At 30.0% G+C, this 15,201-nt stretch carries 12 protein-coding genes; 6 read left to right on the forward strand and 6 right to left on the reverse strand.

Annotation, left to right across the window (positions count from 1 at the left end; genetic code table 11):
• Positions 1-116: 116 nt before the first annotated feature.
• The gene (locus BTO07_RS10250) at positions 117-974 is read left to right on the forward strand and encodes a DMT family transporter (protein WP_087521138.1); all 858 of its coding nucleotides are present in this window, start codon (positions 117-119) and stop codon (positions 972-974) included.
• A gap of 62 nt (positions 975-1,036) precedes the next feature.
• Positions 1,037-1,957 (forward strand): energy transducer TonB, encoded by a 921-nt coding sequence (locus BTO07_RS10255; RefSeq protein WP_087521139.1) that lies wholly within the window; start codon positions 1,037-1,039, stop codon positions 1,955-1,957.
• 119 nt (positions 1,958-2,076) lie between these two features.
• Here BTO07_RS10255 and BTO07_RS10260 read toward each other — a convergent pair whose 3' ends face one another.
• Positions 2,077-3,135: a hypothetical protein gene (locus BTO07_RS10260; protein WP_087521140.1), complete on the reverse strand. Its 1,059-nt coding sequence runs from the start codon at positions 3,133-3,135 to the stop codon at positions 2,077-2,079.
• Positions 3,136-3,181: 46 nt separating this feature from the next.
• Positions 3,182-4,282: a DNA-processing protein DprA gene (gene dprA, locus BTO07_RS10265; RefSeq protein WP_198342451.1), complete on the reverse strand. Its 1,101-nt coding sequence runs from the start codon at positions 4,280-4,282 to the stop codon at positions 3,182-3,184.
• A 95-nt stretch (positions 4,283-4,377) separates the two neighbouring features.
• On the opposite strand from dprA, the gene BTO07_RS10270 reads away from it, so the two are divergent.
• The 3 genes from BTO07_RS10270 (at position 4,378) to BTO07_RS10280 (ending at position 6,386) form a co-directional block, all read left to right on the forward strand.
• Positions 4,378-5,283 (forward strand): SPOR domain-containing protein, encoded by a 906-nt coding sequence (locus BTO07_RS10270; protein ID WP_087521142.1) that lies wholly within the window; start codon positions 4,378-4,380, stop codon positions 5,281-5,283.
• Positions 5,284-5,363: 80 nt separating this feature from the next.
• Positions 5,364-5,873, forward strand: a complete 510-nt coding sequence (locus BTO07_RS10275) for an acyl-CoA thioesterase (protein WP_087521143.1) — start codon at positions 5,364-5,366, stop codon at positions 5,871-5,873.
• 9 nt (positions 5,874-5,882) lie between these two features.
• Entirely contained in the window at positions 5,883-6,386 is a 504-nt protein-coding gene (locus tag BTO07_RS10280; RefSeq protein WP_087521144.1) for a mechanosensitive ion channel domain-containing protein, read from the forward strand.
• A gap of 1 nt (position 6,387) precedes the next feature.
• Here BTO07_RS10280 and BTO07_RS10285 read toward each other — a convergent pair whose 3' ends face one another.
• The 4 genes from BTO07_RS10285 to BTO07_RS10300 are packed head-to-tail and all read right to left on the reverse strand — an operon-like array spanning position 6,388 to position 10,423.
• Positions 6,388-7,656, reverse strand: coding sequence for a murein hydrolase activator EnvC family protein (locus BTO07_RS10285; RefSeq protein ID WP_198342452.1), 1,269 nt, complete (start codon positions 7,654-7,656; stop codon positions 6,388-6,390).
• Positions 7,656-8,426, reverse strand: a complete 771-nt coding sequence (locus tag BTO07_RS10290; RefSeq protein WP_087521145.1) for a DUF4292 domain-containing protein — start codon at positions 8,424-8,426, stop codon at positions 7,656-7,658. The genes BTO07_RS10285 and BTO07_RS10290 overlap by 1 nt, the downstream gene beginning before the upstream one ends.
• A 2-nt stretch (positions 8,427-8,428) precedes the next feature.
• On the reverse strand, positions 8,429-9,406 hold the full coding sequence (locus BTO07_RS10295; protein ID WP_087521146.1) for a tetratricopeptide repeat protein: 978 nt from the start codon (positions 9,404-9,406) through the stop codon (positions 8,429-8,431).
• Positions 9,407-10,423, reverse strand: a complete 1,017-nt coding sequence (locus BTO07_RS10300; RefSeq protein ID WP_087521147.1) for a sugar phosphate nucleotidyltransferase — start codon at positions 10,421-10,423, stop codon at positions 9,407-9,409.
• Between the two features lie 464 nt (positions 10,424-10,887).
• On the opposite strand from BTO07_RS10300, the gene BTO07_RS10305 reads away from it, so the two are divergent.
• Positions 10,888-14,994: an immunoglobulin-like domain-containing protein gene (locus BTO07_RS10305; RefSeq protein WP_232457009.1), complete on the forward strand. Its 4,107-nt coding sequence runs from the start codon at positions 10,888-10,890 to the stop codon at positions 14,992-14,994.
• The last annotated feature ends 207 nt before the right edge of the window (positions 14,995-15,201 follow it).

A 15,201-nucleotide genomic window follows, 5' to 3' on the forward strand; every position in this document is an offset into this window, starting at 1 on the left:
TTACTTTAACCAAAAAATACTCAGTTCATAAAGCGAAACAAAAGCTTTTTCTTCCGTTTTTTTTCATCAATTTTACCACACAATAAGATTTACATTATAAAATTATTGAAAATTTAATGGAAAACTCACACACAAAAAATCTTTCAGGCTTGCTATTAGCAACTCTTTTTATTAGTACTTCTGGTGTTTTAGGAAGATATATTGCATTACCAACTGAAATTATTATTTGGTTTAGAGCTTCTTTAGCAATGGTGTTTTTATATGTTTTTTGTAGATATAAAAAAATAGATTTAACCATAAAATCTTCTAAAGATTATTTCCCCTTTTTTATTAGTGGAGTTTTTATGACTGTACACTGGATAACTTATTTCTACGCCCTAAAACTCGCTAATGTTGCTTTGGGTGTTTTATCATTATATACATTTCCTATTATAATTGCGTTACTAGAACCTTTGTTCTTAAAGGTGAAATTTAATCCTATTTATATTTTATTAGGATTAATGGTTTTAACAGGATTGTACATTTTAACTCCAGATTTTAATATTGAAAGTTCGCAAGTAAAAGGTGTGCTTTTCGGTATCTTTTCAGCATTTTGTTATGCAATTAGAATTCTTCTATTAAAGAAACAAGTTTCTAACTATAATGGTACAATGCTTATGTTTTATCAAACAGTAATTATTACCATTCTACTCTTACCAACCTTATTCTTTATGGATTTATCTGGTTTAGAAAGTCAGTTTCCATTTTTACTGTTATTAGCATTCCTAACAACTGCTATTGGTCATAGTTTAATGTTACATTCTTTAAAGTTCTTTTCGGCCTCTACCGCTAGTATTATTAGTAGTTTACAACCCATTTTTGGAATTATTTTAGCATTCTTTTTCCTTCAAGAAACCCCTACTTTGAATACATTTTGGGGAGGAAGTTTAATTCTACTAACAGTTGTAATTGAAGGATTTAGAACAAGAAAATAATTTTTTTAACATAATTTTAACTTTGGCATCTTCTTTGATTTTAGTTCATAAAACCCAACACAATGAACTCGAAATTTAAGATTACTATCCCAAAACCTTGTCATGAAAACTGGAACGAAATGACTCCTAAAGAAAAAGGAAGGTTCTGTAAATCGTGCTCTAAAACTGTTGTCGATTTCACTAAAAAGTCAACTGTAGAAATTCAAGATTATTTAGTTAAAAATAAAAGCAAACGTGTTTGTGGACATTTTTATCGTAAACAATTGGATTCGGTGACAATTGAAATTCCTAGAATAGCTTTTAATCAACAATTATCATTTCAAAAATTATTTACTTTGTCTTTATTTTTTGTGATGGGAACTTCACTTTTTAGCTGCCAATATTCTGATGGCAAGAAACAGAAAATTGAGAATATAATTATTATTGATACTTTGAAAATTGAAAAAGTTTCAATATTAAAAACGAGAAAAGTTTCACCACCTCCAAAAACCACTGGTATTTTTATTTGTGATACAACTTCTAAAAAAGATAGCATTATAGAAATAATCACAACTGGTGAGCTAGTTGAAGTTATTGTTAATGGAGACTTAGCTGTTGAAGGAGAAATTACCTTAGAAGAAGAAACAGATATTAGTTTTATTGCAATTGAAGAATCACCAAGGTTTAAAACCTCTAAAAAACTATCGAAACATAAGATAAAAGAGGATTTTGATAAAAGAATGAAGAATTTTTTTCAAGAAAATTTTGACATAAATACAACTATAAATTTAGGTTTATACAAAGGAAAACATAAAATACAAACTCAATTTATCATAGATGAAAATGGAAATCTAACTGATATTAAAGTAAGAGCACCTCACCCAGCATTAAAAAGAGAAGTGATAAGAATGCTTAATGAATTACCTCAATTTATCCCAGGAAAACAGAATGGTATAATTGTGAAAACAAAATATACTTTGCCAATTTCTTTTGAAGTAAAATAATAAATAACTACCAAACAAGTCTAGCCCTGATTGAACGGTCTGTTTGAGCTCTTTTTTGAGTTTTCGAAAAAAAAGCGAGTAGTGAAAGCAGGAAATAGCTTCTAAAAAACAGAATATAACTATTTACTACTAATATCTAGATAGTTACGTTTTACAAAAATTAGAATAGTCTCTAAAATTTCGCCCATATTATTACATTTCTTAAACTCTACATCACCAACATATTCTATTAAATCTTGCTTTAAACGCTCTACATGTTTTGGGAATGAAATAGTGTCATGAATCATACATCTAACAATATGCTGAATTCTGTCTGGAGAACTAATCATTCTTTTTGCAATGTATGAACGTTCTTCTATTTTGTACTGATTTATAGAACTATTCTCTAATCGTTCACCAACCATTTGCACCATCTTAAAATTCTCTTTCATAAACTGTAAGTTGTAAACTTTTAAGTTTCCTTCAAAAGACTGTTGATCGAAATCTATCGCTCTAATTTTATAGACAATCTTATCAAAATCATGAATTGGTGTAATTACATAATTGTAAGAACGCATGTCTCCTAAAAGACGAATAAAACATCTTTCTTTAAACTTTACAAACTCTTTGGCTATTTGAGCTTTTTCTGATTTTGAACAAGTTGGAAGAACATTCTCAATAAAATCGTCTCCAGGAATTCCAGAAATATGCTCTTCTATTAAAGTATCTTCATACACCAAATAGTTCATTGTATATGGAGACAAAATATGTTCTAATTCTAAACCATAAACACGAGATGCATCTGCTTGTTTTACATAGAAATAAGTGAAATTATCATTTAAAATATTTCTAACTTTTATTCTAAATGGTTTGGAATTACCAAACGTACAAAAATCAATAGCATCAATATTTAAATAAGGAATAGTTTTTTCATTACCATCTGAATGTAATAAAGTATATATTTTTTTTAAGTTTAAGTCTATTTCTTCTCTTTCAAACTCAGAGTAATAAGTTCTTACCCAAAGCGTGTCTACATCATTTTTATCATAGACAGAAATTGCTCCTTGAAAACGCAATAAATCATCATATAAAATACTAATTTTAGTACTTCTATTATGCTTTTTTAAAAAAGCAGCCAACAATTTACTTACAGGAAAGGTTGGTTTCTTTTTTGAAATTAATTTTTGATTTTCAGCCATTTTTATTGTCTAAATATTCTACAAAAATAAGGATTATTAATAGACTCTACGCTATTTCAAACATCTTTCCTGGTAAAGGCTTTGTGATTCCTTTTAATTCCATTTGCAATAAAATTGATGATAATTGAAAAATAGGAATATTACATTCTAAAGCAATAACATCTAATAATTGTTGCCCCTTATCGTGTAATAAATCATGAATTTTCTGTTCGTTTTCATTCAATTCGATAAATAACTGTTTTTGAATTATCTTGGGTTTTTGTTGAACATCCCAATTTAGCATCTTTACAACATCTGATGCTGAATTTAATAAATGAGCTCTGTTATTTTTTATTAAATTATTACAACCTCTACTATAAATATCGGTTGTTCTACCTGGAACAGCAAATACATCTTTATCATAAGAATTTGCAATATCTGCAGTTACCAAAGAACCTCCTTTAGATGCTGATTCTATAATTATTGTTGCTGTAGAAATACCAGCTACAATTCTATTTCGTTTTAAAAAATTTTCTCTTAATGGAGCTTCTTCACTCCAGAATTCGGTTAAAAATCCTCCATTTTCATTTACTTGATTGATATACTTTTTATGAACCTTCGGATAAATTTGCTCGAAACCATGTGCTAAAACTGCAATTGTTTGCAAATTGTTTTCTATTGCTGCTTTATGCGCACAAATATCTACTCCATAAGCAAAACCACTTACTATTATTGGATTATATTCAGCGATTTCTTTTATAAATTGATTACAAAAATCGCGACCATAAGAACTTATATTTCTTGTACCAACAATTGAAATGATTTTTTTATTAGAGAAATCTAAGTTTCCGTCTTTGAAAATTAATATAGGACTATCTATACAATGTTGAAGATTTGTAGGATAATCATCTTCTAAAAAATAAGAATAAGAAATACCATTATCTTGAATGTATTTTAGCTCTTGCTCTGCTAATTTGACATTTTCAGCATCAAAAAGATGTTTTAAAGCATGATTCCCTATTCCGTTTATTTTTGATAAAGTTGTAGCCTTTTCTTTAAATATTTGACAGACATCTCCCACATTTACAATGAGTTTCTTCGCCAAAATATCGCCTACAGCTTTACTTTTCTGCAATCTTAGGATTGCGAGTAATTTTTCTTCTTTCAATAGATAACAATTTGACAACCAATATATAAAAAATTTGTTGATAAATATTAGAGAACTTTCTTTTACAAAACATCAAATTCTCTATATTTGTTATAATGACATTAGCTACCTACATAAACGATTTATTATACAGATACGATTGCGTAATTGTACCAGATTTTGGCGGATTTGTAACCAATAGAATTGGTGCAAAAGCCAATAATTTCACACACACTTTTACGCCACCAATAAAACAGGTTGCGTTTAACAGTCTATTAAAACATAATGATGGTTTATTAGCGAACTATATTGCTTCTGCAGAAAACATTTCTTTCGAGAAAGCTTCTACCGCTATTTCTTTGTCTGTAATTAAATGGCAAAATGAATTACAATCTAAATCTGTAGAAATAGATAGCTTAGGAGTTTTATCATTAAACGAAGAAAAACAAATCGTTTTTGAACCTAATACTTCTGTTAACTATTTAACAGAATCTTTTGGTTTATCAACTTTAGAATCTTCGGCAATTTCTAGATACAAACAACAAGTAAAACCTTTAATACCTGTTCTTGCAAAAGAAGAGAAAAAAGCGATTCCTACATTTATAAAATATGCCGCAACTGCTGCAATTTTATTAACATTAGGTTTTGCTGGCTACAATGGTTATCAACAAAATGAGCAAAAAGAAGTTTTAGCAAGTCAAGAAAAAGCGATTCAAAAAAAGATACAATCTGCTACTTTTGTAATTTCTAATCCTTTACCAACAATCAACTTAAATGTTGTTAAAGAAAAAGTAAAACCATTTCATATAATTGCTGGTGCTTTTCAATTTGCAGAAAACGCAGAAAAGAAAGTAAAGCAATTAAAAGCAAAAGGTTTTGACGCTAAAATAATTGGCGTTAACAAATGGGGCTTAACTCAAGTAACTTTTAACAGTTACTCTGATCGTAACGAAGCAACAAATAGCCTTTACAAGATTCAAAAAACAGTGTCTAAAGATGCTTGGTTGTTGATTAAAAAGTAACAATTAATTCAATTTTCTTTAACATTTTTAATTTTCACTTTTAAATAAGCGATTGCTATCTTTGCAAAAAATATTTTTTGATGGAAGCAAAAACACCAAAAGAATCTTTAACAACACTTACCGACTTAGTTTTACCTGGGGAAACTAATTATTTAGACAACCTTTTTGGTGGCGAGCTATTAGCTAGAATGGATAGAGCTTGTAGTATTGCTGCAAGAAGACACTCAAGAAAAATTGTTGTTACAGTATCTGTAAATCATGTTGCTTTTAACAAACCTATTCCTGTAGGAAGTGTAGTAACTTTAGAAGCGAAAGTTTCTAGAGCATTTAAATCTTCTATGGAAACCTATGTTGATGTTTGGATTGAAGACAGACAATCTAGATCTAGAACAAAAGTAAATGAAGGTATCTATACTTTTGTTGCTGTAGACGAAGCAGGTAAACCGGTACCGATTCCACAAATAATTCCTGAAACTGAATTAGAAAAAGAACGTTTTAAAGGAGCTCTAATACGTAAACAGTTAAGTTTAGTATTAGCTGGTAAATTAGACGCTCATGATGCTACAGCCTTAAAAGCTTTATTTAATTAATCTAAAATTATGGAACTATACAATTACAAAATCATCTATTCAGTTGCCATTTTTGTAACTGCTTTTTTTCTTCGCTTGTTAATTACGAATTCTTTAAAAAAAATTCAAACAAAATTTGGCTTTCAGAAAGCAAGAATCTTAGTCACAAATAAAATAATTACAGTATTAATTTATATTACTGTAATTGTTGTTGTCTCTTTTATTTGGGGTGTTGATGAAAAACAATTACTCGTTTATGTTTCTTCTTTTTTAACGATTTTAGGTATTGCTTTTTTTGCACAATGGTCTATTCTCTCTAACATTACAGCTGGTATAATTTTATTTATAAATTATCCAGTAAAAATTGGAGACACTATTACTATATTAGAAAAAGACAATAATATTACTGGTGAAATTAGAGATATTGGCGCTTTTTTTATCACATTAAGAACACCAGAAAAGGAGCTAATAACAATGCCTAACGCTGTTATTCTTCAAAAAAATATTAAATACTCACCTCAACCGGAGAGTTAAGTTATCTTTTTAAAATCCAAGAAGATGGATTTAAACGTGTTGTATTTTTAAACAATACAAAAACTATTTTGGTCTTTTTAGAAACTTTATCTGTAAAAATCTGACCAATTTTTTGTCCTGTTTTTATATTATCACCTTTTTTAACATAGATTTTTTCTAAGTTATTATAAGATGAAATATAATTTCCATGTTGAATTAATACATTTCTTCTTCCTTCAGAATTCACTAAAACATTCAACACTTTTCCATTAAAAATAGACTTAGCTTCCCTTCCTTGTTTCGTAACAATATGTAAACCTGTACCATTTATAGTAATTCCAGGAAATGAAGGATGAGGCTGCTTACCAAACCTTCTAACAACAATACCCTCACTAACAGGCCAAGGTAATTTACCTTTATTTAATTCAAACTTTGTTGCTAATGCTTTTGCTTCAGGACTTAAAATAAATTCATTTTTCTTAACCGATTTAGGCTTAGAACTAGGTTTTGAATTTAACTTCGCTGCTGCTGCTTTTGCTTTTGCCAATGCAATTCTATTTGCTCGTGCAATTTCTTCACGAATCTTTTTATCTATTTTAGCAACAACTCTTTTCTCTTCTTTAATTTTATTTTGAAGCTCTTTTTTATACTTACTTTCTTTCTTCTTAATAGTAGTTAATAACTTTTCTTGACTCTTTTTATCAGCTTCAATTTGTTGTTTCTGTTGTTTTTCTGATAAAATTAAAGTGTCTTTTACATTCTTCTGAAAAAATAAAGAATCATTCAATTTTTGAACAAAATTTGTACTCTCAACAATTTCTTCTCCTTGATTTTTTCTAAAAGAAGTATATTGTTTCATATACTCAAGCCTTTTATAAGCTTGATAAAAATTTTGAGACGAAAGCAAAAACATCGTTCTACTTTGTTGAGATTTACTTTTGTATGATTTAAAAATCATATCCGCATAATCCTCTTTTAATTCAGCTAATTTTTTATTTAATTTTTTAAGCTTAGCTTCATTTACAGCAATTTCTTTTGATAAAATTGACGCTTCTGCATTAATCGTAGAAATTAGTTTAGCTCTAACTTCAATTTTTTTATTGATATCCTTTAAATCGTCTAAAGCATTCTTCTCTTTTTTCTTTTCATTAAAAAGCAACGTGTTTACCTGTTTAATTTCTTTATTCAGTTTTTTACGCTGTACCTCTAATTGTTTTCTCGTTTGACCAAAAACAGAAAAAACACTTAGAAAAAAGACTAAAATTGGTATGTATATTTTTTTACTTTTCACTATATTTTAATTTGCTTATACCCTTTAGGGATTGAAAAAGAGATATTAACATCGGTATTAAACTGAACAGATTTTACAATAAAATCTATATTCGTAAACTTACCTGGTTGTTTTGCTTTTATTTTAATTTCTGATGGAAAAACTGCATCGTCAACTATTTTATACGATGGGTAAAAAACGTCTAATCTTTGGTTCTTTTTTGAATTAACAATAGATTGTTTATCTAATTTAAAATGAGATGGATTTACTGAAAAGAAAATATCAAATAAATCTTCTTGCACTTTTGGTGACAAAACATAAGAATTATCTTGTATAATTACCTCTTGTTTTTGCTTCTTAACATTCATTAAAGATTGCCCTAATAATAAATTTTGAAGTTGATCAAAATTAATATCTGTTCCTAATATTTTCTTTAGCATCGAAAAATCTCCATCAAAATATTTTTTACTCAAAGAAGAATAAAACTGAACAGATGTAGGTGTAATTTTTGCTTTAAACAGCGTAATAAACTTCGTTCCTTTTAACCAAATAACCTCATCCTTTTTCATTCTAAAACTAACAGAGAAACCTTGTTTTATTTTTCCGTTATTAAAATTTGCCTTCAGTTTTGCATCAACCGTTTTTTTATCAAAATTAGATGCAATATGTTTTCTAGCTATCTTTTTAGCCGACATTTCTTCGGCAACTACATTTGAATCCATTAAATTCTTTTTTGCTTTACACGAAGTAAATACAACTAAAAGAACCACAAAATATTTTATAAATTTCATTCTTAACTTTTGATTTTATTTGATTTCTCAATAAACTTTTTTTCCTCTTTAAAGTTACCTAAACCTTTATAAGAAATTGCCATTTCTTTGTAGAAATCTGCTTCCATAGTATCTTCAATAACAAAATCGATACCATTTTGTAAACTCAATAACGCTTTTTTATACTTTTTCTGATAATTCAATGCTTTTCCTTTTACAAAATACACATAAGGCTGTGCAGGAAACAGCGAAATTCCCTCATTACTATACTTTAAAAGCTCTTCTGTATTATTTTTGGACTCGTCTAAAATTTGCTTTAAAATAGTATACGATTTATTGGACTTAAATTGATCTTTTAAGGAAACAACATCACTTGTTTTTTCTTCAACAACAACCTTTCTTTTTCTTTTTTCTAGATTATTTTTTAAGTTTTTAAAGTTAGAAGACAATGCATTATCCTGCTCCATCGCATTCATTAAAGAAATTGCTTTTTTATAATCTCTATTTTTAAGATATAATTTCAACAAAAACTCTCTTTCTTTTAAATTGATAGCAACTATTTTTTGTTGAATCGCAATTGCTTCAGTAATACTTCTATCTTTTATATGAATTTTAACCAGATGCTTTAGCATCCAAATATTATTTGGCGCTGTTATTAAAGCTCTGTTTATATATTCTTTTGCAAGTAAGGTTTTGTTAAGCAATAAGTAGTTTTTAGAAAACTCAAAGAAAACAGCAACATTATTTGTTAAAACCTGATTGCAGCTTTCTAAATTTTCAATGGCTTTCTGATAATTACCAATTGATTTTTCTGATAAAGCTTTAAAAAAAAATTGCTGAAAGTCTAACTCTTTTTCTTCGGTTAAATCTTTAGCAACTGGTATACTATCTTGTGTGTAAGACTTTAAAGAGAAAAGAATACAAAAAATAGAGAAGAGAGCATACTTAAAATAAATAGCTCTCTTTTTTCTCTGTTCTTTTTTCTCAAATATTGTAATCATTTATGTTAATTCGGTATAATCACCAATACTTACAGAAGTATATTTACCATTATATTTAGCATAATTTCCAATCATAGCATTATCTAAATTTGCATTAGAAATTTCTACATTAGATTGAATTAGAGAATTAACAATCGTAGAATCTTCTACAACACTGTTTGCTCCAATAGAAACATAAGGTCCTATTTTTGTATTTTTAAGCACAACATTCTCTCCAACAAAACAAGGTTGAATAATTTCTGAATTTTCTAAAACAACATCTTTAGAAACTAAATTGTTTCCTGCTTCATGTTCAAACCCTAAAACTTGTTTATTAGTATCTACAGTTGGGTCTTTTTTACCACAATCCATCCAAGTATTTACGGTTCCTGGAATAAACTTTGCTCCTTGTAGTTTTAATGATTCTAATACATTTGTTAATTGATATTCATTGTTTTCTTTTAAATCATTATCAATTAAATATTGAATCTCTTCTAATAATTTATCTCCACTTTTAAAATAATAAATTCCAATAATCGCTAAATCAGACACAAAGTCCTTTGGTTTTTCTATAAAATCGGTAATAAAACCATCTTGTAATTTTACAACACCAAAAGCACTTGGATTTTCTACTTTACTCACCCAAATTGCTCCATCTGCATTTGCATCAAGTTTAAAATCTGCCTTAAATAAAGTATCAGCATAAGCAACAACACAAGGACCACTTAAAGATTCTTTTGCACAATAAATTGCATGTGCAGTTCCTAAAGCTTCTTCTTGCACATAAACAGATCCTTTAGCACCTAATTCTTTAGCAATTTTTAACAATTGTTCTTCTGTATCTGTCGGAAATCCTTTAGCTGTTGTACCTATAACAAATGCTATCTCATCAATTTCTTCATCAATTACAGAAGCAATATCCTCTACTAAACGTTGTACAATTGGTTTACCCGCAATTACAGTTAAAGGTTTTGGAACTGTTAAAGTATGAGGTCTTAAACGAGACCCAATCCCTGCCATTGGTACAATTATCTTCATATTATTCTTTTATCAAAATTAAGCATGCAATATACCATTAATAAGGGAGATGTAAAAAGCTAGAATTCAATTTTACTTTTTCTACCTCACTGAAAACAGTTAGAGAACTCACCATTTTCGGTGAGGACAATATTTCACCGTTTTCAGTGATTGCGATATTAGTAATAAAATTATAAGTTTGTAACGAATAATTCATTTAATTAAGTTTATTTAACTTTAAAATAAAATATTTTGCAATCAAAATTTCAAAACCGTCAAACAGCATAATGGTTCTAAATTATAACTCACACACCATTTAAGTCTCATCGTTTAGACTTTTCAAAAAAAAAGCGATACAAATTAATTCAAATAATCATTATTTAAAAACCACAAAAACAATGAAAAAAAGTTACTTCAGTAAACTTCTTATTATAGGAGTTTTTTTCGCGTTCAACTTTAATTTGCATGCACAAAAGCAAACTGAGTTGAAAAAAATTAGTGGCAAGTACAATCAAGAAAAATTAACCATTTTAAAAAAGGATTTCAAAGAAAAGGCTTCTATTGAAAAACTAAAAGCAAACAAAATTGCAAAAGAAAAAGGATGGAAAATTAAATTCACAAACAAAAAAGGTGAATTACAAGAACTCCAGAAAGTAGTAAACGGAAAACCTATTTATTACACAACATTTAATGTTGCCGCAGCAAAATCTACTAGAGTAGATCACTTAAACTCTGGAGGATCTTTAGGTTTAAACTTAGACGGACAAAATATGACCGCTTATGTTTGGGATGGTGGAGTTGCAAGAGCATCTCATCAAGAATATGATGGAGCTGGTGGAAATAATAGATTTTCTACAGGAGATTCAGGTTCTTTAAATTACCACTCTGCCCACGTAACAGGAACAATTATAGCTTCAGGAGTAGTTGCCAATGCAAAAGGTATGGCTTCTCACGCTCAAGCAATAGGATATGACTGGAACAGTGATCTTGCTGAAGCTACTACAGCTGCTGCAAATGGTATGCTAATTTCCAATCACTCTTATGGTTATGCCGCAAGAAACAGTGCTGGTCAAGTACAATTACCTCAATATTATTTTGGTGGTTACATAGAAGACTCTAGAGACTGGGATGAAATTATGTTTAATGCACCAAATTATTTAATGGTAGTTGCCGCTGGAAATGACGGTACAGATGATACAGCGAATACAAACCCAACAGGAGGTTCAGGATTTGACAAATTAACAGGTCATTCAACATCAAAAAATAACTTAGTAGTTGCAGCAGCTAATGATGCAAATGTAGATGCAAACGGAAACTTAATAAGTACTACAATTGCTACTTTTAGTAGTGAAGGACCAACTGATGACTTCCGTATTAAGCCAGATATTGCTGGTAATGGAGTTTCTGTATATTCTACTTACGAAACTAGTGATACTGCATATAATTCAATTTCAGGAACATCAATGGCTTCGCCAAATGTTGCCGGATCATTAATATTATTGCAACAACACGCTAATAATGTAAATGGTTCTTTTATGAAAGCAGCAACCTTAAAAGGATTAGCACTGCACACTGCAGATGATTCTGGAGTTTCTGGACCTGATGCAATTTTTGGATGGGGATTAATGAATACTAAAGCAGCAGCAGAAGCTATTACACAAAATGGAAATGAAGCAAAGATCGAAGAACTTACATTAACAAGTGGTCAATCATATCAAATCACAGTAGATTCTGATGGTGTTAATGATTTAATAGCTTCAATTTCTTGGACAGATAGAGCAGGAACAGCTAATACAGGAACTGTAAATTTAACAACACCTGTTTTAGTAAATGATTTAGATATTAGAGTTACTCAAGGAGGAACAACAAGTTTCCCTTATGAGTTAACAGGAGCAACAACAAACGCTAAACAAGACAATAATGTTGACCCTTATGAAAGAGTTGATGTTGCAAATGCTTCAGGAACTTACACAATTACTGTAACCAACAAAGGAACTTTAACTGGTGGAAGTCAAAATTACTCTTTAATTGTAACTGGTTTAACAGGAACACCTGTTATTTGTAATGCTACAACTCCTTCTAATCTTACTATTGATGGATTTGGATCTTCTACAGCTACAGCTTCTTGGAATGCAGTTGCTGGTACTTCTTACGATTTTAGATACAGACAAACAGGAACCTCTACTTGGGCTACTTCTGCAGTTGCAGGAACATCTACTTCTTTATCAGGATTAACTCCACTAACTTCATACGAAATACAAGTAAGAAGCAAGTGTCCAGATAATTCTACATCAGCATATAGCGCATCAGCAAGTTTTACAACAACAGAAGTGCAACTTAACTACTGTGCTTCTAACGGAAATAGTGTTGCTGATGAATATATTAGTAATGTAAATTTAGGAAGTATTAATAATACTTCTGGTGCTTCATCTGGAGGATATGCAGATTACACTTCTCAATCTACAAGTTTAACTAAAGGAGCTTCTTCAACAATTACTATAACTCCAACTTGGACAGGAACTGTATATAGCGAAGGTTATGCTGTTTTTATTGATTATAATAAAGATGGAGATTTTGTTGATAGTGGTGAAACTGTTTGGACAAACGCAGCTTCACAAACAACACCAGTAAGTGGTTCTTTTACTGTGCCAACATCAGCAATTACAGGTGCAACAAGAATGCGTGTTGTTATGCAATATAATGCTACTCCTTCTGCTTGTGGTTCATTTGATTATGGAGAAACTGAAGACTATACCGTAAATATTACTGGTGGAGTTGCAGATACAACTGCTCCAATAATTACTTTAACAGGAGCATCAACAATAAATTTAAATGTTGGTGATACTTATAATGAATTAGGCGCAACAGCTTCAGATAATATTGATGGAAATTTAACTTCTAGCATAGTTACTTCAGGAACAGTAAACACAAGTAGTGTAGGATCTTATACTGTAAATTATAATGTAAGTGATGCTGCTGGAAATGCTGCAACTCAAGTTTCAAGAACTGTAAATGTTAGTGATGGAACAGCTCCAATTATAACATTAAACGGAGCGTCAACGACTAATCTAACAGTTGGTGATACTTATACAGAACAAGGAGCAACTGCAACAGATAATGTTGATGGAAATTTAACTTCTAGCATAATCACCACAGGAACAGTAAACACAAATTTAGCAGGAACTTATACTGTAAATTACAATGTAAGTGATGCTGCTGGAAATGCTGCAACTCAAGTTTCAAGAACAGTAAACGTAAATAACGTTAGCACTGGTGGTTGTACTAATGGTGTTTCAACTTTTCCTTATAGTGAAGGATTTGAAAATACTTTAGGATCTTGGACACAATCTTCATCAGATGATATTGATTGGACTATAAATTCTGGAGGAACTCCATCTGGTAGCACAGGACCAAGTTCTGCAAATCAAGGTACTTACTACATTTATGTAGAAGCTTCAGGCGATGGAACAGGTTACCCAACAAAACAAGCTATAATTAATTCTCCTTGTTATGATTTATCAGGTGAAACAGAAGCTTCTTTTTCTTTTGACTATCATATGTATGGAGCTGCTGATATAGGAACAATTGCTTTAGAAATCAGTTCAGATAATGGTTCTACTTGGACTAGCATCTGGAATGAATCTGGAAATAAAGGTAATTCTTGGCTAAATGCTAGCGTTAATTTAAATGCTTATGTTGGAGGTAGTGTTCAATTACGTTTTAATAGAGTTACTGGAAGCACTTGGCAAGCTGATATTGCCTTAGACAATGTTCAAATCACAAATGGAGGTAGCACAGGAAATGGATGTACAGCAGAAATAACATCATTCCCTTATACTCAAGGTTTTGAAAACACACTTGGTTCTTGGAGTCAATCTTCATCTGATGATATTGACTGGTCTGTAAACTCAAGCACAACTCCTTCTAGTAATACAGGTCCTGCTTCTGCAAACCAAGGTACTTACTATATTTATGTTGAAGCTTCTGGAAGCGGAACAGGTTACCCAACAAAACAAGCTATAATTAATTCTCCTTGTTTTGATTTATCTGGATTATCAGTTGCATCATTTAATTTTGATTATCATATGTATGGAGCTACAGATATGGGAACAATGGACTTAGAAGCTAGTAATGATAATGGAGCAACTTGGACAAGTATTTGGAGTCAATCTGGAAACCTAGGAAACTCTTGGTTATCTGCAAGTGTAGATCTTTCTTCATACTTAGGAAGCACAGTTCAGTTAAGATTTAATAGAATTACTGGTGCAACTTGGCAAGCAGATATTGCTATAGATAATATTAGCCTTACAAACACTGCTGCTAATAATACTAGTTTATATGTCACTTACAACTCTAATGAGTCTAACAAGACATTTAAAATGTATCCAAATCCTGCTAAAGACTTACTAAATGTAAGATTAGCTACAGAAGGACAAAATAGCTTTAGAATTATAGATATTACTGGTAAAACCATAAAATCTGGAAGTATTTCTAAAGAATCTATCAATATTGCTAATTTAAAAGTAGGAATTTATTTGATAGAAATTAATGATGGAGAAGAAATTATTATAGAAAAATTCATAAAACTATAAAATTATTTGAATTACTTCTCATTAAAACCCAAGCAATTGCTTGGGTTTTTTCATTTTAATCACTGATTTCAGTGAAATATCTCACCATTTTCAGTGAGGTAAAAATTTCACTGTTTTCAGGGATTGACAAGGAGATTTATTAGATCTATATTTACAATATCATAGTAAACATTTAATTTAATTCCCCCAAGAATCCCCCTTAAAAAT

The sequence above is a fragment of the Polaribacter sp. SA4-12 genome (assembly GCF_002163675.1).
Classification (GTDB): Bacteria; Bacteroidota; Bacteroidia; order Flavobacteriales; family Flavobacteriaceae; genus Polaribacter.